This window comes from Agarivorans sp. (assembly GCF_050295395.1).
GTDB lineage: Bacteria > Pseudomonadota > Gammaproteobacteria > Enterobacterales > Celerinatantimonadaceae > Agarivorans.
In genome coordinates, this window is record NZ_JBNKPP010000255.1 from 1 (window position 1) to 20,335 (window position 20,335).

19 protein-coding genes are annotated in these 20,335 nt (G+C 48.6%); 13 read left to right on the forward strand and 6 right to left on the reverse strand.

Going from position 1 to position 20,335, the window contains the following annotated elements:
• The 6 genes from ACQY6Q_RS14875 to ACQY6Q_RS14900 form a co-directional block, all read left to right on the forward strand.
• On the forward strand, positions 1–408 hold a 408-nt coding region (locus ACQY6Q_RS14875), incomplete at its 5' end, for an energy transducer TonB (RefSeq protein WP_427982555.1).
• Between the two features lie 4 nt (positions 409–412).
• Positions 413–1,144, forward strand: coding sequence for a MotA/TolQ/ExbB proton channel family protein (locus tag ACQY6Q_RS14880; protein WP_427982556.1), 732 nt, complete (start codon positions 413–415; stop codon positions 1,142–1,144).
• Positions 1,141–1,563 carry an ExbD/TolR family protein gene (locus ACQY6Q_RS14885; protein ID WP_055734560.1) on the forward strand — a complete coding sequence of 141 codons (423 nt, stop codon included), beginning with the start codon at positions 1,141–1,143 and terminating at the stop codon, positions 1,561–1,563. Before ACQY6Q_RS14880 ends, ACQY6Q_RS14885 begins: the two co-directional genes overlap by 4 nt.
• On the forward strand, positions 1,556–2,407 hold the full coding sequence (locus ACQY6Q_RS14890) for a heme/hemin ABC transporter substrate-binding protein (protein ID WP_427982559.1): 852 nt from the start codon (positions 1,556–1,558) through the stop codon (positions 2,405–2,407). Before ACQY6Q_RS14885 ends, ACQY6Q_RS14890 begins: the two co-directional genes overlap by 8 nt.
• A 44-nt stretch (positions 2,408–2,451) precedes the next feature.
• Entirely contained in the window at positions 2,452–3,516 is a 1,065-nt protein-coding gene (locus ACQY6Q_RS14895; RefSeq protein WP_427982560.1) for a FecCD family ABC transporter permease, read from the forward strand.
• Positions 3,517–3,523: 7 nt separating this feature from the next.
• On the forward strand, positions 3,524–4,306 hold the full coding sequence (locus tag ACQY6Q_RS14900; protein WP_427982562.1) for a heme ABC transporter ATP-binding protein: 783 nt from the start codon (positions 3,524–3,526) through the stop codon (positions 4,304–4,306).
• A 2-nt stretch (positions 4,307–4,308) separates the two neighbouring features.
• Here ACQY6Q_RS14900 and ACQY6Q_RS14905 read toward each other — a convergent pair whose 3' ends face one another.
• Entirely contained in the window at positions 4,309–5,205 is an 897-nt protein-coding gene (locus ACQY6Q_RS14905; RefSeq protein WP_427982564.1) for a helix-turn-helix domain-containing protein, read from the reverse strand.
• Between the two features lie 297 nt (positions 5,206–5,502).
• Between ACQY6Q_RS14905 and ACQY6Q_RS14910 the strand changes: the two genes are divergently transcribed.
• The 6 genes from ACQY6Q_RS14910 to ACQY6Q_RS14935 all read left to right on the forward strand — a co-directional run bounded on the left by ACQY6Q_RS14910 (position 5,503) and on the right by ACQY6Q_RS14935 (position 12,542).
• Complete coding sequence (locus ACQY6Q_RS14910) at positions 5,503–6,372, forward strand: virulence protein (RefSeq protein ID WP_427982566.1); 870 nt, start codon at positions 5,503–5,505, stop codon at positions 6,370–6,372.
• The gene (locus ACQY6Q_RS14915; protein ID WP_427982568.1) at positions 6,372–7,301 is read left to right on the forward strand and encodes an alpha/beta fold hydrolase; all 930 of its coding nucleotides are present in this window, start codon (positions 6,372–6,374) and stop codon (positions 7,299–7,301) included. The genes ACQY6Q_RS14910 and ACQY6Q_RS14915 overlap by 1 nt, the downstream gene beginning before the upstream one ends.
• Positions 7,302–7,331: 30 nt before the next feature.
• Positions 7,332–8,486 (forward strand): BamA/TamA family outer membrane protein, encoded by a 1,155-nt coding sequence (locus tag ACQY6Q_RS14920; RefSeq protein ID WP_427982569.1) that lies wholly within the window; start codon positions 7,332–7,334, stop codon positions 8,484–8,486.
• A gap of 96 nt (positions 8,487–8,582) precedes the next feature.
• Positions 8,583–9,218, forward strand: coding sequence for a GTP cyclohydrolase II (locus ACQY6Q_RS14925; RefSeq protein ID WP_427982571.1), 636 nt, complete (start codon positions 8,583–8,585; stop codon positions 9,216–9,218).
• A 234-nt stretch (positions 9,219–9,452) separates the two neighbouring features.
• Positions 9,453–10,361 (forward strand): DMT family transporter, encoded by a 909-nt coding sequence (locus tag ACQY6Q_RS14930; RefSeq protein WP_427982574.1) that lies wholly within the window; start codon positions 9,453–9,455, stop codon positions 10,359–10,361.
• 132 nt (positions 10,362–10,493) lie between these two features.
• Positions 10,494–12,542, forward strand: a complete 2,049-nt coding sequence (locus tag ACQY6Q_RS14935) for a methyl-accepting chemotaxis protein (RefSeq protein WP_427982575.1) — start codon at positions 10,494–10,496, stop codon at positions 12,540–12,542.
• A gap of 86 nt (positions 12,543–12,628) precedes the next feature.
• Here ACQY6Q_RS14935 and ACQY6Q_RS14940 read toward each other — a convergent pair whose 3' ends face one another.
• The 5 genes from ACQY6Q_RS14940 to ACQY6Q_RS14960 all read right to left on the reverse strand — a co-directional run bounded on the left by ACQY6Q_RS14940 (position 12,629) and on the right by ACQY6Q_RS14960 (position 19,234).
• A complete protein-coding gene (locus ACQY6Q_RS14940; RefSeq protein ID WP_427982576.1) occupies positions 12,629–13,726 on the reverse strand; it encodes a DUF1513 domain-containing protein in 1,098 nt (365 codons plus the stop codon).
• Between the two features lies 1 nt (position 13,727).
• Positions 13,728–14,690, reverse strand: a complete 963-nt coding sequence (locus tag ACQY6Q_RS14945; protein WP_427982577.1) for a hypothetical protein — start codon at positions 14,688–14,690, stop codon at positions 13,728–13,730.
• Positions 14,691–14,699: 9 nt separating this feature from the next.
• The gene (locus tag ACQY6Q_RS14950) at positions 14,700–16,103 is read right to left on the reverse strand and encodes a di-heme oxidoredictase family protein (protein ID WP_427982580.1); all 1,404 of its coding nucleotides are present in this window, start codon (positions 16,101–16,103) and stop codon (positions 14,700–14,702) included.
• A gap of 82 nt (positions 16,104–16,185) precedes the next feature.
• Positions 16,186–17,394 carry an imelysin family protein gene (locus tag ACQY6Q_RS14955; RefSeq protein WP_427982582.1) on the reverse strand — a complete coding sequence of 403 codons (1,209 nt, stop codon included), beginning with the start codon at positions 17,392–17,394 and terminating at the stop codon, positions 16,186–16,188.
• A gap of 499 nt (positions 17,395–17,893) precedes the next feature.
• On the reverse strand, positions 17,894–19,234 hold the full coding sequence (locus ACQY6Q_RS14960; protein WP_427982583.1) for an amidohydrolase family protein: 1,341 nt from the start codon (positions 19,232–19,234) through the stop codon (positions 17,894–17,896).
• A 620-nt stretch (positions 19,235–19,854) separates the two neighbouring features.
• Here ACQY6Q_RS14960 and ACQY6Q_RS14965 point away from each other — a divergent pair.
• The gene (locus ACQY6Q_RS14965) at positions 19,855–20,022 is read left to right on the forward strand and encodes a hypothetical protein (protein WP_427982585.1); all 168 of its coding nucleotides are present in this window, start codon (positions 19,855–19,857) and stop codon (positions 20,020–20,022) included.
• The last annotated feature ends 313 nt before the right edge of the window (positions 20,023–20,335 follow it).

The window sequence follows — 20,335 nt, forward strand, 5'->3', positions numbered from 1 at the left end:
GTTAAAGAGACGCCGCCTCAGCCCGTTAAGCCCGCTATTGATGACCAGCAACAGCCAGAAGCTGAGCCACTAGCCAGTAGCCAAGTCAACTCTCAGCCTCAACACCAGCAAGGACTGTCGCAACTGCCACGCTTAAATAGCCAGCCCCGCTTTGCCCAGCCACCCAGCGCACCGGTTTACCCGCGTGTAGCGAGAAAGCGCGGTTTAGAGGGCACAGTAATGGTTGAAGTATGGATAGATCGCCACGGCCGCCAAACCAAACGCGAAATCACTGATAGCTCAGGCATAAAAAGCTTGGATAAAGCAGCCCTTAAAGCGGTGCAACAGTGGAAATTTAAAGCCCTTATCGTCGACGGCCAAGCTCAGGCTTCCCGCGCCGTTATTCCCATTCGATTTAAATTGAGTTAATCCCATGCAACTACTGTCTTCAGAACAACTTGGTGGCTTAAGTGACATCATTACCGCAGAACAACTCGGCGACCTGTGCTGGCCGCTTATCGCCTGCTCGGTATTGGCCTGCGCCATTATCATTGAACGGGTATTAAGCCTCGCTTATGTACATATTAGTAACCACCAACGTAATTGGTTGAAGTTGGCCACCCACTTACTCTCTCAGCAAGGCACTTGCAGCAAGCAGAAAAACTGTTTCTCGCGCTCGCGCAGTTTATCGCGCAAAGCCATTTGCTTATTGCTGGTACATAAAAATCAAACTAAGCCTCTGCGCGAAGAAATCGCCGCAGTGTGGCTACGCCAGCAGCAACACAAACTGGCCAGAGGTTTAAAAGCCTTACACATTCTGGCCTTAATTAGCCCGTTATTGGGCTTACTGGGTACGGTACTGGGTTTAATCGAAATGTTTGATGCGCTAGCGCTAAGTGAACAAGCCGTAAACCCGGCGATGTTGTCTCAAGGTTTGGGTACGGCCATGTACACCACCGCAGCCGGTTTGCTACTTACCGTGCCGGCCTTGGCCTTTGCCCACGGCTTAAGCCTATGGAAAGACCGCATTATTCATGAGCTAGAAACTACCATTAATCAAGCCAACTTAATGATAGAAGGGGTTGATACCCTAGCCGACGACGCTAAAACTTTGGCAGGTTTTCAGCCGCAAAACGCCAGCAAGCTTGAGCCTAACGCCGCATGATTAAAGCCGAAGACCAAAATAGCGGGTTTAGCATGGTGCCCGACTTAACCGCCTTATTAGACATTATTTTCATTGTCTTGGTGTTTCTGCTGCTCACCGCTAATAGTCGGGTCTACCAAATGGATATGGATCTGCCCACTACGCGTAACCAACAGGCGCAGGTGGCAGAACAACCCGCAGTTATCCAAATTAGCTTATTTCAGGCGAGCCCCACTTGGGGCATAGCCCAGCAGCGCTATCAACAGTTTGACGAATTTGCAGCGGCTTTAAAGCAGCAACTCACTCAGCAGTCTGCGGCTAGCGTCAGCTTAGCCAGCGAGCCACAGGTATCGGTAGAGCAGTTACTGAAGCTGCTCGAATTACTCCAGCAACTCAACATTGAAACCACCCAAATATTAATGGAAAAGAACCATGATTAAACGCCTTTACCCTGCTTTGTGCGCTAGCCTACTCGGCCTAAGCCTAGTTTTTACCAATAGCAGCTACGCTGCTCACCAACGCATTGTGAGCGCCGGAGCCAACATCACCGAGATTTTGCTGGCCTTAGATGCTCAACAACAATTGATTGCGGTAGATTCCACCAGCGAGCTACCCAGCAACTTAAATCTGCCAGTAGTGGGTTATCATCGCCGACTCAGTGCCGAAGGCCTGCTAGCCTTAGTGCCCGATGCTGTTATTGGCAGCGAAGAAATGGGGCCTTCTAGTAGCCTCAACCAGTTGCAACAAGCCGGCGTGGCCATTCATACCCTTAATAGCGGCTCATCGGTAGCCAGCTTGGTACAGCGCATTGATGAATTAGCCTCACTCACTGGTCACACACAACAGGCGCAGCAACTGCAAGCGCAATTGCAACAAAAGCTGCAACAGCTTGCCCTGCGCTCGCAAAGCGCCAAGCCGGTGAATACCTTGTTTTTCATGAGTCATGATGGCAAAAAATTGATCAGCGCGGGTAAAGATACCACCGCCGATAAAATCATTAATTTAGCCGGTGCTGTTAACCTCGCCGAGCCTCACATCAGCAGCTATAAACCGCTGTCGAATGAGGCGATTATTTCTCTGCAACCAGAGCTACTATTATTTAGCCAACGCAGCCTAAATCAATTAGGTGGTATTGATGGAGTATTAAAGCAATTTCCTATCTTAGCCGCGACCCCCGCAGGAAAAAACAAAGCTATCTATGCTATTGATGGACATGCATTAATTGGTGGCTTAGGCTTAGCCAGCATAGATCAGGCACTACAACTGAGCGAACGCTTACAATAATATTGCGCAAGCTTTATCGCTGCGCTGATAACTAGGTTTTATTGATGTCTCTATTTTCTCAACATTCGGCTCATCCCAAGGGCTTATTTAATACTTGGCTGCTACCGCTAGCCTTGTTGGTGCTGCTGGCCACGGCTTTGCTCTCGGTGACGCAAGGGCCAATGCGTATTCCGGTAAAAGATGCCCTAGCCGCCTTACTGCCCTTTCAACAGATAGACGGGCCAGCCCATTACCAACTGGTAGTGACCGGCATTCGCCTACCACGCACCCTATTGTGTATTGCGGTGGGAGCCATTTTAGCCATTTGTGGCGCGGTAATGCAGGGCTTGTTTCGCAACCCCTTGGCCGACCCGGGGATCATTGGTGTATCCAGTGGTAGCGCGGCCGGTGCCGCCATTGCCATAGTGTTGCTCAGTTTACTCAACTTACAGCTGCCCGAGCTAATTAATACCTTGGCGGTACCGCTATTTGCCTTTACTGGCGGTTTTATCACCACTATTTTGGTGTATCGCTTAGGCACCAGTGCCACCGGCACCTCGGTAGTGATGATGCTACTGGCGGGGATTGCGATAGGCGCTTTGTCGGGTGCGGGTGTGAGTTTGCTGACCTACTTGGCCGACGAGCAAATGCTCCGTGATTTAAGCCTGTGGCAAATGGGCTCTTTAGCCGGAGCCAGTTGGGCTAATATTGTTTTATCCTTCGCTACACTGGCCATTTTAATAGTGGTATTCATGGCCAAGGCTCAAGCGCTTAACGCCTTATTATTGGGCGAAGCCGAAGCCGGACACTTAGGCATAGATGTACAGCGCCTTAAGCGCCAGCTGATATTTTTTACCGCCCTTGGGGTGGGCATTGCGGTATCGGTGTCGGGGCTCATTGGCTTTGTCGGCTTGGTGGTTCCCCACCTAATTCGCATGTCTTTAGGGCCGAATCATCAGCGTTTAATTCCTTACAGCGCCTTATTAGGCGCCGCCTTGTTGCTGCTAGCTGACTTAGTGTCGCGGATTATTATTAGCCCAGCAGAGTTACCCGTGGGCATTGTTACCGCCCTAGTCGGCGCGCCTTTCTTTATTTTCTTATTGCTGCAACAGCGCCAACGTATTGTCTAGGAACGCTATGTCATCTCCCATCACCAGCATTCAACTGAGCCAGCTAGACTTTTCACTGGCGCAAAACCAGCTGTTTAAGCAGCTCAATTTATCCTTTTATTCTGGCCAGCACACCGCCCTACTGGGGGCTAATGGTGCCGGTAAAAGCTCGCTACTAAAACTAATTTGTGGCGACCGGCAGCAACAGCAAGGTGAAATCACCATTCTGGGAAAACCCCGTCAACAATGGAATAAAGCCGAGCTAAGCCGACATTTAGCGGTATTACCACAAAGCTCAGAGTTAAGTTTTGCTTTTCGCGTTAGTGAAGTGGTGGGCTTAGGTTTAATTAATAGCCAGCTAAGCTACCGAGACCAGCAACAGCTGATTAAACAGCAACTGCAATTAATGGACATATGGCACTACCGCGACACGCCCTACCCGCAGTTGTCCGGCGGTGAAAAACAACGGGTTCACTATGCTCGCGTCACTGCGCAATTGGCCAATAGCCAGCTTGAGCAACAAATTTTGTTATTAGATGAGCCCACCAGCGCGCTGGATTTAAATCATCAGCAAGCGGTAATGGAGCATGCCTCCATGCTCAGCCAACAAGGCGCAACGGTGGTAAGTGTGGTGCACGATCTTAACCTTGCCTCACGTTACTGCCAGCGAATTTTGTTGCTAAAAGAAGGTCAAATTTACCACGATGGTCGCCCTGAGCAGGTACTCACTCAGAGCAACATTGCTCAGGTATTTGATTATCAGGCCGAGATCCTGCGCCATCCGCAGCAACATTTTCCGGTAATCATTTAAGGCTAAGCCAAAGCCTCACGGTAGGCCTTGGGGCTGTATCCGGTGAGTTGCTTAAAGCGGGCACTAAAATGTGCCTGTGAAGAAAAGCCCGACTGATAGGCTATCTCAGACAAGCTTAAGTCGGCCAAGCGCAATAGCTGTTTGGCCAAGGCTACCCGTCTCTCGCTCACATAACGGTGCGGACTAAGGCCACAGCTTTGCTTAAACATGCGGGCAAAGTGATATTCGCTTAAGCCCACCAGCGCCGCCAAGTGCTGCAAACTGATATTATCGGCCAAATGCGCTTCAATGTAGTCCTTACAACGCTGCAATTGAAATGGCGCTAAACCGGCCTTAAGTTCCAAGGGCGCTAGTGGGCGAGAGCTATACTGCTTGGCAATGTGATTAAGCAGTAGCTGCCCCACCTGCTGTAGTGCTAAAAAGTCAGCCTTATCCGACCAATTCAACCTTAGCAGCCACTGCTGTACTAGGCTGCTAATGGCGGGGTCGTCGGCAAAAGTGAGTTCTTGTAAGCTTAAGTCGCGGGCGTCTTTGTCCCATACTCGCTCTATTTCATCGCGCAGGCTCTGCTCGGAAAAATACAAATGAACAAAGGCTAGGTCACCATCTACTTGCCATTGAGATTCATGCCCCGCCGGCATTAAACAAATTTTATCCGGCGCTCCACCTTCAACCAACTGGCCGCCCAATACGCGTTTGGTTTGATAGCCCCCAGAGAGGTAAACACTTAAAGTATGATGCTCAGGGCGTTGATAAGCGGTGCGATCATCCTTGTTTGACCAACGGGCAAAACCCAGTTCAGAGCTCAAACTCACCAAACCATCGAGAGTAGCGCGCGCTTGATTCAAACGTTCAAAGACGTGCGCTTGCTGAAAAAGCAATGGTTGTAGCGGCTTCATCGCATTTCCTCCTTTAACGCGCAACATCAGTCCAGTGGGTTTCATCATAATCGCGAGTATCAGAAAAACCAAACACAAATAACCACAGTAATTACTTGTCTTTATGGGAGGCTTTCCCTAGAATCTCGCGTTTGATTTTAAGTGTTGAATCTAAAAGCCTTTTTAGTATTGCTGTGAATAAACACCAAGCGGTTACATGCACTCGCCTACTAACACATGGAAGTCTGCGTTACCTTGGAATAAGGTGGTTTTATGCTTCGCCGCTTAGCGACGACATTAGCGATTTCGAGAACAATCATGAACTTCACCTTAAACACGGCATTACTCAGCTTAGTGCTAACCAGCTTACTCCCCCAACTCAGTTTCGCTAACCAGCTTAAAGACGACAAGCTAGTCTACGATGCTTACTTCCCCATTTGGGCCCAAGAGGCCATAGACCTAGGCCACCAGCTGCCTAAACCCTATGGTTTTAGCATTAACTACATGAATATGTCGCAACCCTTAATGGTGGACAGTGTTGGCTTTTCTGGGCTGGGAGATGTGATTGATAAGGCACTGTCAATTCAAGGTAGCCAAGCCCTGCAAGACTCAGAAACCCTTAGCCTGCGCGGCGATGTTTGGCTACTGCCTTTTCTTAACGTTTATGGCATTTTAGGCCAAACCAAAGGCAGCAGCGTGGCCAATGTACAACTGAGCCTAGCCGAGCAGCCGATAGGCCCCCACTTCGACTTCATTCTGGATTTTAGTGGTATTAGCTATGGCGCTGGCACCACCATTGTGGGTGGCATTGGTAATTGGTTTGGTCTGGTTGATGTTAACTACACCAAAACCAGCTTAGACATACTTGAAGGCGCCATAAGCACCTTAGTGCTTAGCCCCAGAGTGGGTTATCGTTGGCAATATAATGGCCGCGACCTACAACTATGGGGCGGCGCAATGTATCAAGATGTTGAGCAAAACTTTGCCGGCAAGCTGGCCGACATTGGCGTCCATTTGCCTGCCCCACTGCCCTCTACCGGCAAGTTTAAGGTGAATCAAGGTCTAGCCAGCAACTGGAATGGCTTAATTGGTGGGCAAGCCTCAGTTAGCGATAGCATCGACGCATTGCTTGAGATAGGCTTTGGCACTCGTAGCAGTGTAATGTTAGGTCTGGGATACCGTTTCTAATGGCAATCGTAAAGCTTTGCGCGCAAAAACTCGCTGTATTACTGATGTTGTTGAGCCTCTCTGGCTGTTCGGCCTTAAGTGTCAAAGAGCGGCTTGACCAACGCAAACTACAACAAGCCCATTTTACCCAAACTGAACTCAAACTCAGCGAAGGTGGGCAACTGCGCTACTGGGTAGGCGGCCAAGGTGACCCCTTAGTAATGCTGCATGGCTTTGGTGGCACCGCCACCACTACTTGGTTAGCCATGATGCTGGAATTAAGCCAACACTATCGCGTTATTGCCCCCGACTTAGCTTGGTTCGGCGACTCTTATAGCGACGGCCCAGCCAACATCACCACCCAGCGCCTAGCCGTAGAGCAGCTGTTAGCTCAGTTGCGAGTAAAGCACTACCATCTAGTGGGTATTTCCTACGGCGGCTTGGTTAGCTACGACATGATGCTTAAATCCAGCGGTGTGAATAAACTCGTGTTATTGTCCAGCCCCGGCACTTTTATCAGCGACCAACAATTACAGCAGTTAAGCCAACGTTTTGAGCGCGAGCAGCCAGCCGACATTTTTGTCCCCGAAGATCGTAAGCAAATGCGCCACCTGCTCAGCCGGGTATTTAGCCACTTTCCTCCGCTGCCCCACGCCATTGATGAGCAAATCTATCAGCGTTACTTCGCCCCTTGGCAGGCGCAAAAACGCCAGCTAATTACCAGCCTTCCAGCCTACCGTGACCAACTGTTGGCCGAGCCAAGCAGTAAAGCACTGCCGCCCAGTTTAGTGATTTGGGGAGAAAACGACTTGGTATTTACTCTGGAACAAGGCAAACAATTGGCACGACAGTTAAATGCGCCCTTAATGGTGATTAACGACGCACCGCACAACATTAGTAATGAGTATCCGCATTTAATCAGCCAAGCCATCCAGCTGTTTCTAAACTAAACTAGCCTATAGCCAAGGAACGGAATATCTATGAAGAAAATCATCGGCTTAGCGCTCAGTTTAATCTTAAGCACATCGCTGAGTTACGCGAATATCCCAGCCGCCAGTGAAACAGACGAAGCCTCTTGGTTAGATACCCTACTCGACAAACTGGGTGCCGACGGCGGCTATGACAACAGTAAAAGCATCGACTTCAGTATATTGCCGGGGCCTTTTTATAATCCAGAAATGTCCTTGGGTTTGGGCATATCGGCGATAGGTTTATACCAGGTTGATCCGCAGGACACCCTTAGCCCCATATCGTCTTTAATGCTCAACGGCTTTGCCTCGGTGAATGGCTCGGTGGGTTTAGTGGTGGATAACCGGACTTTTTTTAAGCAAGACCAATGGCGCTTCTATTTAAACGCTCAACTGTCTGATGCTCCCGAGGTGTATTACGGCACGGGATACCAGCAAAACCATCAAGACAAAAACTTGGTGCACTTTCACCAGCAATACTATGCCCTGCAACCCAGCTTATTAAAAAGAGTCGGTGAACATAGCCTAGTAGGCGCAGGCTTAGATATGAGCTACGCCAATACCAGCGAAATTAGTCCCGCCAGTAGCAGCGAAGTAGACGCCAGCGTGCTTGAAGCCAGCTCGCGCTCGGTGGGGCTAAATTTGCGCTTTGACTACGACAGCCGCGATAACACACATAGCCCCTATAGTGGACAACTAGTACAAATAGATACTGGTTTGTTTCGCCCTTTTTACGGCAGCAATACCCATTTTCAAACGCTTAACTTTAATTACAGTCAGTATCAGCCTCTTGGCCCACGTAACAGTGTGCTGGCTTGGCAATTTAAAAGCCGCTTTAGCGACGGTGATGTGCCATGGAATATGTTATCCACCATTGGCGGAGGCTCGGATTTACGCGGCTATACCAATGGCCGCTATCGCGACAAACATAGCCTGCTTAGCCAAGTGGAATACCGTTGGGATCTCCCCAAACGCCACGGTATGGTATTTTGGCTAGCTGCCGCCGCGATTGCTCCTGAATTGAAAGAGTTTAAAGCCGAACAAATTCTGCCCAGTGCAGGGGTGGGTTACCGGCTTGAGGTAAAAACCCGAGTCAACTTACGCTTGGATTTAGGCGTTGGGAAAGATGAAACTGGATTTTACTTTAATGTTGACGAAGCTTTCTAAGCCCAGCAGCGCTTTTGCAATTAGGAATGCTTTGCATTTGGTATAATGAATTTATACACTTCTGCCTCGCCTAAGCAGTAGTAATGGAGCGCATTGATGAATCAACCAGCAAAAACCAGTCAAATTCGTACTCGGGTACCGTTTCAGGTAGGCCGACGTAGCGATATTCCTGCTGAAATGCTCTCCTTCACCGATCTAAAAACCGACAAAGAACATGTTGCCTTGGTATTTAAGCAAGCCGACAGCCTACAAAACACGCCCTTAGTGCGGATCCATTCCGAATGCCTAACCGGCGATGTGTTTGGTTCGTCACGTTGTGACTGCGGCGAGCAGCTTAACGAGGCCATTGAAAAAATGGCCGAGCAAGGCGGCATCATTCTTTATATGCGCCAAGAAGGCCGAGGCATTGGCCTATACAACAAGTTAGACGCCTACCAACTACAAATTAAAGGCATCGACACCTATTCGGCTAACAACCAACTGGGCTTTGACGATGACTTGCGAGACTTTGCTGAAGCTGCGCAAATGCTTACAGCCATGGGGATATCTCAGCTAAAGCTATTAAGCAATAATCCACGTAAACAAGCCGCCCTAGAGCAACACGGGATTAAAGTCACCGAAATGCAAAGTACTGGGGTATATCGCAAACAAGATAACCACTACTACCTAGAAACCAAGGCCACCCGTGGCAAGCATCGCTTAAAACTCACTAAGGATATGCAGCCCTCTTAGCCGCGAAAGCTGCGCTCATCAGAACCACTCCAATAAACGAACAGCAAGCGCGGCGAACAAGCCGCGAAGAAAACCGCCGCGAAGCATAGGCCCTTACCTAAAAATAAAAGCCAGCTTAGCGAAAAAGCGCAATAATCTATAAAACGGCGCTAAGCTGCGCAAGAAACTGAAATAGTTGTGCAGACTAAACTGCGATACTGCGAGCTCAACTTATTGAGTCCACAAGGAGGCGGCATGACAGCTGTACTTTATCCCGCAACAGTATTTATTTGGGGAACCACCTGGCTGGCCATAGCCTACCAAATCGGCGACGTGCCCATCGCCAACTCCATCATGTATCGCTTTGCCATTGCCGCGTTGATTTTAGTCTGCGTACTGGCCTTAAGCGGCCGCCTGCAAAAACTTAATCCGCAGCAGCACCTTAGTTGTCTGTTATTAGGCTTATGCCTATTTAGCTGTAACTTCATGCTGTTTTATCACGCCGCCCAGTACATACCCAGCGGGTTAATTTCGATTGTCTTTTCTATTGCCACCATCATGAACATGCTCAATAGTTGGCTATTTCATGGCCAACGCCCCAGCTTACGGCTACTCTGCGGCGGCTGTTTAGGCATAGGTGGCATTATCATGCTGTTCTACCCAGACCTTAGCCAAGCAGAGCATTTCAGCGAACAAATACTAGGGCTAGTGATGGCACTGGCAGGAACCTACTGTTTTTCCTTGGGCAACATGTTATCGGCCAAACAACAAAAACAGGGGCTGTCGGTATTGTCGGTAAATGCTTACGGCATGGCTTACGGAGCACTATTACTGTTGTTATGGAGCCTCGTTTCAGGACAAGGTTTCAGCTTTAGTCTGCAACCACTGTACCTGAGTAGCTTATTCTATTTAGCCATTATCGGCTCGGTGCTAGGTTTTAGTTTCTACTTAGTGTTGGTGGGGCGTTTAGGGCCACAAAAAGCAGCCTACGCTACGGTACTGTTTCCTATTGTTGCTTTGGCGCTGTCCACCATTTTTGAAGGCTATCAGTGGAGTAACTTAGGTTTATTAGGGGTAGCCACAGTATTGTTAGGCAACCTTTTGGTCTTCACTAAAGGACGTCCTTCGCTGGCTTGGTTAAGAAAACCCCAGCAAGCCGTTTAAACCCAAATACCGCTGGGGCCAGCCCCAGCGCTCTGCTTTGTTTTTGCACGCCGCAACCTGCCAGCAACATATTAGTAATATCAATAACATGTTCTATACTGATGAGGTTATTAAATTGCAGGGATGGCAAGTATGCTTAAATCTATTTCTATTCGAAAAAAGCTGTTTATTTTACCCTTATTACTGGCTTTAGCCATGATGGGCGAAGTGCTTTTGGTGACCACCTCTCTCCAGCAAAATAACGCCGATGCGCAAATCGTCAATATTGCTGGTCGCCAACGGATGTTAACTAAAAAATTCTCTGCTGAAGAACTATTTCGCAGCCAGCAACAAGGCCAAGATTTACCAGGCATACTCAGCGCCGATAAAACCGTCGCCCTGTACGAAACTTCACTTAATGCTCTAATAAGAGGTGGAAAAACCTACGCCGACTTAGGCATGAACAACGCAATTAATCTGCCAACCCCAAGTTTCCAACCCTTTATTGAACAACTTCGCACGGTAGAACAACTATGGCAACAGCAGTTGCAAGCCGCTAAAAACCTACGCCAAACCCCCAGCACGGCCAACGCCACAGCCTTTTTAGAAAGTAATCATAAAAGCATGGCGGCAATGAATAAGGCGGTAGGCATTTATGCTAGCTATTCCGAGCAAAAACTATATAGCTTAGTCAATAACAGTATAGGCTTGGCAGTGATTATGGTACTGCTGGCATCGTTAATGGCGTGGTTGGTAATTAGAGACACGACTCAGCCCATTAATCTACTGGTAGCAACCAGCCGTAAAATTAGCCGCGGTGATCTCAAAGCCCTGCCCGAGCTAAACAATATTATCAGCAAGAATGAAGTGGGTATGTTGGCGCACCACATCGAATTAATGCGCCAATCCTTGCAAGAAGCTTTTGGCGAAATTCGTGTGGCGTCTAGCAGTATCAATTTGTCGTCTACCCAAGTCTCAGAGCTGTCTACTCAAATCAGTCAAGCCAATCGCAACGAGCAGCAGCGCTTCAGTAATATGTATGAAAACTCACAAAGCCTTGAAGAATCCACCGCCAGACTCAGTGAAATTGCTGCTCAGACCTTAAGCATGGTGACCGAATGTAACTCGCTATCAACCCATGCTTCTACCCTAGTGAGCGAAAATATTTCGATGATGAGTACCACCTCGGAAGAAACCCAAAAAGCCAGCCGCTTTATTCAAGACTTAAGCAATACCGCCGAGCAGGTTTATGGCATTGTTGATGCGATCCGCGCCATTTCCGAACAAACCAACTTACTGGCATTAAATGCCGCTATTGAGGCCGCCCGCGCCGGCGAGCAAGGCCGAGGTTTTGCAGTAGTGGCCGACGAGGTACGTAGCCTCGCCGCCCGTACCGGCAACTCGACCGACGAAATCGCCAAGCTCATTACTCAGCTCACCGAAGGGGTACAACTGGTGGTCACCAGTATGGCCGAGGTCACCAGCAAGGTAGAACAAAGCCGCGAAACCTCTCAGCAAACCGAACAAGGCATACTGCAAGTCACCGAAAACATTCAACAAGTGGCTCAAGCTCAACAAAATATCGACGAACAAGTCGAGCACCAAAACCAACAATTGGAAATACTCAAACAAACCCAAATCGAGTTACAAGAAATTATCGAAGACAGCCATAACAAATCGGAAACCTCGGCTTTGGTGGCCGGTCAATTAGCCCAAGTCTCTAGCAACATTACCGACCTATTACAGCGCTTCTCGATTGAAACTCAGGTGAAGGCGCCGACTAAAAAATCCGATGAGAAACGCACTCATCCACGAATGCCTACAGGATTAAAATACACCATTAAGCAAGGACAAATAAGCTTTCAGGGCTTAACTAAAGATGTCAGCTTGGGCGGGGTAAAACTCACGGTACCGACTCAGCATGGTATTAATATTCAGCAGAGCGTGAAACTGGCGCTGGATTATTTATTTAAAGGCAAGAACAAACACCTTGAGTTGACTGGCAACGTGGTAGACCAAAGCAACGATCATGAGGGTAAAAAACTATTGCATATACGTTTTGAACAAAGCAGCAACGAACAACAGCTGGCCTTAAAAGAGATTTTTGAAGAACTAGGGCAATCAGCTCACTACGCCGAAGATATACGCGGCAGCCACAGCTATATAAACCCTCATACCGACGAGCGCCACCACAGCCGCTAAGGTGACAGCCCTGCCAGCTTACTACACCTATCGAGCTGGCAGGTGCTTAATTTGAGTACCTGCTCACCCCGCTAATCAATCACCACTCAACTTAAGCTAAGTAGCGCCATGTGATTGTCCCACTGTAACTGGGTACGCTGGCGACTCAAGTCACTCGCCTGATGAATCAACAAACCTTGGCCAGTAGACGCATGCCACGCATCGGCGGTTTGCGCCAAACCACATACATCATCGTATTGCATTAATTGCTCAAGCTCGCCCTGTTGCTCAGACCAAGCTGCCAGTTTTCCCGCACGCGGAGAGCTAGCTAAAACCTGCCCCTGATGGCAGATAATACTGCCGATGTATTGATCAAACATCGGCCAATAATCGGCATGGGGATCTAAAGCCACACACTCGCCCTGTCCCTGTTGCGAGTAAATCAGTGATTCTGGCTGTTGTTGGGGATCTTGCCCCTGACAGGCCAGCCATACGCTATCGCTTTGCGGCGAATAAGCTAAGTGGCGAATACTTAACTTGGAGTTGCTTAAAGAGCGCGTCAGCAAGTGCTGCCCGGTCTCGCTATGCAAATATACCAAGGCGGGCTGCATGCTATCTAAGTTAAGCTTTTCACGCCCTTGGGTATGAATGCCCCCCACGGCCACCACCAAACGCTTGCCCGGCAGCAATAACAACTGATGCGGCCCAAGGCCGTCTAGCGGCCATTGCTCGGCCAGTTGCCATTGTTGCTGCTGGCGTTGATAAACCAATACCCAGCCTTGGCTAGTTTGAGCAGAGCCGGCAGTAAGGTAAATTTGCTGCGCATCTTCACTAAAGCAGGCGTGGCCGTAAAAGTGCATATTGTCTGGCGGACTAAGCAGAGCTAAAGCCTCTCCGCTAAGCGGATTAAACAGTTGGGCAAAATCACCAGGGCGACGCGCTACACAAATTCCAAGCTGCTGCTCGGGTTTAGCCAAGGCTACGTCGTGACCACGCGCAGGTAGAGGCAAACGATAAACCACTTCCCCTTGCGCATTGGCTGCGGCTAGGTAGTGCTGCTGTTGCTGCTTGGCACAGGCAATCAACAAATAATCCTCTGCCAGTGTTTGCTCAGAGCCCAAGGCTGCAGCGAGGCGACTAAGGCTTAAACTGCCCGCGCCTAGCCCCAGTAGCCCCATTCCCTTTAAAAACTGACGGCGCTGCATTTTAGTCACCATCGTTATTGTTGAAGCCCAATTCAATATTCAGTGCTTGTGGTACTTGATGAACAAATAACGCTTCCAGCTCAACTAAGGCTTGCTCGGCCTCTTGCCAGGCGGCTAAGTTCGCGTCTGCTGCGCTGGGTTCTTGCTGTGGTAGTTGCTGGCTAGCGACAACAAACTGGGCCGCTAGCGCCTCGGCTAATTTGCCATCAACCGATGCCAAATAGGGTTGTAGGTTGGCTTGATAACGCGCCTGTAATAGGCTCAACTGCTGGCGCAGCAACGCCATACTAAGATCGGCGCGCCAAGCTTCACCTTGATAAGGGCGCAAGCGCTGATGCTTAGCAGAGTACATTGCCCGCAACTTGCGTAGCATTTGGCTGGCTTGCAAACGGTAGCTGTTCAAGAAGTCACTCAACTGCTGGGCATGCTCAAGTTGCTCTAATGCGGGCAGCGTCAAACCCTGTTGCACTTGCTCTACAGTGGCCAAATAAAACTCCAAGATTTGGGGCAGCAATGCACAACGTTGTTCACCGCTCAGCGTTTCAAATAACAAATAAGCCTGGCTGCGTAGATTGCTATGAGTGCGGCTTAAGGCTTTAGCTTGGTTGGCTAAGGCCGCTTTTACCTTGCGCCCTGCAGTATCTTTTTTATCAGGCCAATAACTCAAAGCCCAGTTTAACTTTAAATCTACCAACGGCCCTAAGGCCGTGGCCTGTAGCGGCAAATAAGCTTGGTAGTTTTGCTGCCAAGCTTGCTGGCTTTGCGCCAAGCCCAGCGGCTCAGCCTTGAGGCAATAATCGCCTAACTGCTGCTGATAAGCCTGCGCATTAAGATGTAATTGACTGGCCGCCGCCGCAATATATTGGCGCTCGCCGCTTAGCCAGCTATCCTGCTGATTAGCGGTAGCGCTGGCGCTAAGCCACCAGCCGGCGGCTGCCAAACCAATCATTAGCGTTTTTTTCATCTACCACTCCTACAATGAATTAACAAAGGCCACTAGCGCGTTACGCTGAGCCTCATTGAGCTGAGCAAAGGCTTGTTTTGCCGCTTCGGCTTCGCCGCCATGCCATAGAATCGCTTCTGTTACGTTACGTGCGCGGCCGTCGTGTAAATACTGAGTATGGCCATTCACCACCTCTGTTAAACCTAAGCCCCATAAAGGCGGGGTTCGCCAATGCTGGCCGCTGGCTAAATACTCCGGCCGCCCATCGGCCAAACCGGGGCCCATATCGTGTAATAGCAGGTCGGTATAGGGATAGATTTTCTGCTCACTCAGCGCCGGAAGATTAGGCCGCTTGGCGGTCACAAAATGGCGTCGATGACAGCCATCGCAGTTTAGCTCGCTAAATAACTTATCGCCTTGCTGCACCTGTGGCTCATCCAGATTACGTCGCTTTGGCACCGCTAAATGGCGAGTATAAAACTCCACAAAGCCAAGTAGTTTATTGCTCACTTCTGAGCCGTCGGGATCCACTCCCGAGGTGGCTTCACGGCAAGCAGTTTGCTTGTGGGTACAGTGATCTTGGCTAAACAATAAGCTGGTAATGCCAATGTCACCATTAAACGCGGCGGCGTTTTGCTGCATCAAACTGGGTTGTCCGGCCTTCCAGCCAAACCGCCCCAAGCTAAAGGCTTGTTGTTGCTGATCCCACACTTGGTTGGCAATGCCGCGAATACCATCGCCGTTGCTATCTTGGGGATCTTGATTCGCTAAAATGTCTTGCGCACTAATGCTTTCCAGCAAACCTAGACCAATCATCGGCTGGGCGATACGCGCAGAAAACAGCGTATCGGGATGCATGGGGCCGTAAGCCAGCTGGTCCACTATCAAGCTTGGCTCTCGCAGCATCACTTGGCTGCCATCGGCAAAACGAAATGGCTTGTCTTTATAGCTAAAACGTACTCGCGCTTCGGGGGCCACGCCAGGTATTGCTTGGTCTTGAATTTGCCCGCCATAGTTGGGCTCTGGCACCACCCCTTGCTTGGCTTGTATAGCCTTTTGCTGCTCGCTCTGAGCTGGAATGCTAATGCGCACTAACATCGATACCGCATTGTCATCGCCTTGCAAGGCGGGATGACCACGACCATCTTTTAAGTGGCAGTTTTGACAGCCATTGGTATTAAACAAAGGGCCTAGGCCATCTCGCGCTACCGTGGTAGCAGGCGCCACCACCCAAGGGTTGCGGAAAAAACTATTGCCGGTACTAAAATTTAAGCGCCCGTCAAAATCTAAATTGGCCGCGGGTAAGGAAAAGGCATTTTCATCAATTCGACTGGTGGTAGTATCGCCACCGGGTTTATTAGGGTTGGCGCTCAAGGCGCTACTAGCCAAGGTTAGGGCCAGCCCAATAAGCCACATGCTGTTATTATTATTCAAGCGTTCTCTCCATGCCTGCTTGTTGTTACAAAAACGCAGCAAGGGAGCCTAAGCTCCCTTGGTTATTTAGACTTACGAATATTTAAAATTCATGGTCGGCGGTATCAGGATTTAGGTTTTCAATCCCTAATACTTTGGCACTTTGCTCAATCGCTCGAGTTTGCTCAACGAGAGCGAGGATCGCACCGTTAATCAACTCATGCCCCTGAACATTGTCGGCCGCAATTAATTGGTCGAAGTACACACCATTTTGCTCAGCGCTCACCACCAATTTGGCGGTTTCGGCCATGGAAGCGTCAAACTTCATTTTATTGGTTTTGGCTATTTGTGGATCTTGTTGCGCCACTAAGTCGGCCAAGCTTGGGCCACTTAAGGTAGAACCATCAAGACGCTCGAAGCTGCCAAAGTAAACATTGCTAATACCCTGGTTATTATAGAAATGCGAGTTATGGGTATTGTCGCTAAAGCAGTCATGCTCGTCTTCGGTAGAGTTGGCTTCTAAGGCGACCTTCATTCGTTCACCGGCTAATTCACCCAAAGAAAGGCTGCCCATACCAAACATCATGCGGCGCAGTGCTTGTTGGCTAGGCTCAGACACTAACTGGCTTTGGTACTCACCACCTTGCTGCCATTGCTGGCTCATGTAGCTTAAATCATCCACTAACAACTGCGTTACCGCGGCTAAGTATTCGGCGCGACGCCCACAGTGGCCATTGGTGCAGCCACTACCTTGCAGGTAATCAGTATAAGGGCGCTCGCCTGCACCCGCTTGGCTACCGTGTAGATCTTGGCCCCATAGTAAAAACTCTACCGCATGATAACCGGTAGCCACATTGGCCTCTGAACCAGCTAATTCATTTAATGAAGCCAGCAGCTCAGGAGTAATTTTGCTCAAGTCGATGTTTTGCTCACCCACTTTTAGGCTGGTATTCGCGATAATATTTGCAGTGGCACCGGGGTTACCCAGCTCATATTGATAATCAGCCGCAACGTAATCAATCAAACCCTCGTCCAACGGCCAAGCATTTAGCTGCCCTTCCCATTCATCGACAATCGGATTACCAAAGCGGAACACTTCGCTTTGCTGATAAAAACGACGCGCTTCTTTCCAAGCTTGTTTCGCTGCTGCGAGGTTTTCTGCCGAGGGATGCTCAATCAATTGTTGGCTAGCTTGCTGCAACATTTTTGCAGAGTTTAATGAGTCACTGTATACCGCGTGGGCTAGTTCAGCATAGTGAGTGACGACTTGTTGTTGGTTTACAGCTGCAGAGGCTACATTAGCCAGCAGCATCGTTGATCCTATCAGGGTGCTTAATAAGCGCATGGTCATCCTTTTCACAATCTACATGATAATTATTATCATTATCTTTACCAACAAGATGTAAGTAAACAAAAAAATCAACTTTTGTGAAAAAATACTAAAAACATGGCTGGAATAGAGTGTAGAGGTGTCGCTTCTAGTTAGCTTGATAGCAGCGCCGCAGTTAGAAATAACGTGGCAAAACCCACGGGTGAATCTTGATTGCTTAAGTTTTAAGCTCGAATAAGGAAGGGGCCAAATAGTGTGTTTTAGAACCCACCAGCTAGCAGAGAAACGAAAACACGTTAAATGCAAGAAAGGGACAAAGAAGCAAAGGCCATCACACCCTCAACTGAAGTCAGCTAACATCCCCCCGCACACTCAAGCCCAAGTAACAGCCGTTGCTAAAAACAACAATGCCGCTCAGCTCAGTAAGCGGCATTAACCTAGGCTCCACGGCTTTCCGGCAAAAACATTATCCTTATAGCAACTAATTAAGCGTATTTTTGTAAATTTTGCCGTCTTTCATAATCAATACAAAGTTCTTTTCAGGGTTGGCAATTAGCTCGATGTCTTGCAGAGGGTTGCCGTCCACCAGTAGGATATCTGCCAATGCCCCTTCCTTGATCACCCCGTTCATTCCGGGATAGGGATCTCTAAGACCTGACATTTTAAAGAGTTGATAATTGGTGCTGGTTGCCATTTTCAACACTTCCCAAGGCTCATACCATCGAGTCAATTTGGCCAGTACTTTGCCCTGTTTGGCCGCAGTTGCCGCGTTATTTTGCAAATCCGTGCCAAAGGCCACTTTTAAGTCATACTTTTTGGCCAACTGATACGCTTTTTCAGTGCCTTTGCTCACCGCTTGGTATTTTAGTTGTTCTAAAGATCCCTCGGGAAATGGAAGTGCTGCGTCCTCATCATCTAGAAATGGTTGCAAACAAAGCCATGCGTCTTTTTTCTTAATTAGCTTAGCGGTGTCTTCGCTTATCATCTGTCCGTGTTCTATCGATTGAACCCCTGCTTCCAATGCGCCACGAACCGCAACGTCTGAATAGGCATGCACGGCAACATAGGTGTTCCAACTAGCTGCGGCATCCACCGCCGCTTTCATTTCATCAAAGGTATATTGCCTTACATCCAACGGATCGCTGTGAGAAGCAATGCCACCGCCAGCCATTACCTTGATCTGACTAGCACCTCTCATTAAATTTTCACGTACCCGTCTCAGTACCTGAGGAACACCGTCAGCGATACTCGTCCACGCCATCATTTCCGCATCAAGCAGCTCTCTTCCTTCTTTTCTTGGTATCGATGTAGGAGAGCGAAAATCCCCATGGCCTGAGGTCTGTGTGATATACGCACCTGAAGGATAGATCCTTGGGCCTATATACCTTCCTTCGTCGATAATTTTCTTAATGCCAAACACCGGACCACCAAGATCGCGTACCGTGGTAAACCCCCTCATCAACGTTGCTTCAGCCGCTTCAGCGCCCACCAGTGTTAGATAGCCAAGATCATTGACTAGAACTTGCATACTTGGAATATGCGCATGCATTATATGGAAATGAGCATCGGTAAGCCCTGGCATAAGGGTTCGGCCTCCACCATCGATAACCTTGCCGCCAGCTACCGCTAGCGGCTCGGTAGATACATTGCTGATAATGTTGCCTGTTACTACCACATTGGCATTCTGTATAAGTTTTTCGTGTACCCCATCAAATACGTTGACGTTAGTAAAGAGAGTCACCTCGCTTTCATTTTGAGCTAAAAGAGCAGAGCTACTTAACAAAAGAGCAAGTGAAAAAAGATTGAACAAAAGTCGTTTCATGCTGGATATTTCCTTTAATCTAGCTTGATTAAAACTGCGGGTTAGAAGTACCGGTGACTAAGGTGAACAAGAGACTTGAAACGTTATTGATGGTTGAGAGCACCATCAAACCGAGTCTAAACTTTCCTTGCAAAAAGTGCCCAGTACCGAGTAAAACGAAAATACACTACTTAGCGAGCACCAAATCCCTTGGCAATTACCCGAACCATTATCACTACTACTCAGTAGTTATAGTTCACAATTCCATAAGCTGTACCGAGTGAAATAAAAAATTATCACAAGCAAAGAAAGTGGGGCTAATTCAAGGGCTAGTCTTGTGTCTTGCAAATAGAAATAGCCAAATTACCAATGCTTTCTTACCTAGCCACCTGTTAGTTGGCTAAACGAGCGAGCCCAAATTAATCTCCGCATTAATACAAACGCTACTCTAAAAATTTCCAAATCACACGCTTAAACAAGTGACGGTAGCTTACCAAGCAATTATTGCCACTACAGCGAGAGTGGAGACAACAAGCGGTAGTCATTAAGCTGTCATAAAACTCACGTTTAATAGCGCGCATTAACAGGGGCGGCTTAAGGCTACTCCTTATATCAACACAACCAGCATTGAGGGTAAATGTATGAGCACGCTTAATGGAAAACAGTTTTGGAAGGCCCTACGTAAAAAAGGCATCCCACCTTCGGTATTTGCCATGAAGGCCAATTGTTCCTTAAACAGTGTCTACAACCTAAAAGAGCGCAATTACATTCCAGAAAAATTCGCCTTGGTACTCGAAAACATCAACTAAGCCTAATCGCCGACTCGGTGCGTTAACACTTTTTAGCCATGCGCCGAGTCTCTTGCTCTATTCCATTCCCAGCTTTCCGCTACTTTAAACTCTCTCTTGTCAGCAAACCCAAATGCCCAAGGGCGTTTTTATTGTTTATGTTAATAGCATGTAAACGACAGATAATAAAAAGATTTTTGTGATTAATTGAATACTTATTTATAAGCCTTTGAGGTAAATTTGAGCGCCGCACTTGCGCCTAAGCTAGCGCGGCCACTTATTTTAATTCGCTAGGATTAACCAAGGGATTGGTTAAGCCGTACCTAGTCTTTAT

Coding starts and splice junctions, on each gene's coding strand:
- ACQY6Q_RS14935 (WP_427982575.1), top strand. CDS start 10,494: ATGCTTAAATCTATTTCTATTCGAAAAAAGCTGTTTATTTTACCCTTA.
- ACQY6Q_RS14965 (WP_427982585.1), top strand. CDS start 19,855: ATGAGCACGCTTAATGGAAAACAGTTTTGGAAGGCCCTACGTAAAAAA.
- ACQY6Q_RS14890 (WP_427982559.1), top strand. CDS start 1,556: ATGATTAAACGCCTTTACCCTGCTTTGTGCGCTAGCCTACTCGGCCTA.
- ACQY6Q_RS14905 (WP_427982564.1), bottom strand. CDS start 5,205: ATGAAGCCGCTACAACCATTGCTTTTTCAGCAAGCGCACGTCTTTGAA.
- ACQY6Q_RS14895 (WP_427982560.1), top strand. CDS start 2,452: ATGTCTCTATTTTCTCAACATTCGGCTCATCCCAAGGGCTTATTTAAT.
- ACQY6Q_RS14940 (WP_427982576.1), bottom strand. CDS start 13,726: ATGCAGCGCCGTCAGTTTTTAAAGGGAATGGGGCTACTGGGGCTAGGC.
- ACQY6Q_RS14885 (WP_055734560.1), top strand. CDS start 1,141: ATGATTAAAGCCGAAGACCAAAATAGCGGGTTTAGCATGGTGCCCGAC.
- ACQY6Q_RS14900 (WP_427982562.1), top strand. CDS start 3,524: ATGTCATCTCCCATCACCAGCATTCAACTGAGCCAGCTAGACTTTTCA.
- ACQY6Q_RS14880 (WP_427982556.1), top strand. CDS start 413: ATGCAACTACTGTCTTCAGAACAACTTGGTGGCTTAAGTGACATCATT.
- ACQY6Q_RS14955 (WP_427982582.1), bottom strand. CDS start 17,394: ATGCTGCTGGCTAATGTAGCCTCTGCAGCTGTAAACCAACAACAAGTC.
- ACQY6Q_RS14920 (WP_427982569.1), top strand. CDS start 7,332: ATGAAGAAAATCATCGGCTTAGCGCTCAGTTTAATCTTAAGCACATCG.
- ACQY6Q_RS14925 (WP_427982571.1), top strand. CDS start 8,583: ATGAATCAACCAGCAAAAACCAGTCAAATTCGTACTCGGGTACCGTTT.
- ACQY6Q_RS14915 (WP_427982568.1), top strand. CDS start 6,372: ATGGCAATCGTAAAGCTTTGCGCGCAAAAACTCGCTGTATTACTGATG.
- ACQY6Q_RS14960 (WP_427982583.1), bottom strand. CDS start 19,234: ATGAAACGACTTTTGTTCAATCTTTTTTCACTTGCTCTTTTGTTAAGT.
- ACQY6Q_RS14930 (WP_427982574.1), top strand. CDS start 9,453: ATGACAGCTGTACTTTATCCCGCAACAGTATTTATTTGGGGAACCACC.
- ACQY6Q_RS14910 (WP_427982566.1), top strand. CDS start 5,503: ATGAACTTCACCTTAAACACGGCATTACTCAGCTTAGTGCTAACCAGC.
- ACQY6Q_RS14945 (WP_427982577.1), bottom strand. CDS start 14,690: ATGAAAAAAACGCTAATGATTGGTTTGGCAGCCGCCGGCTGGTGGCTT.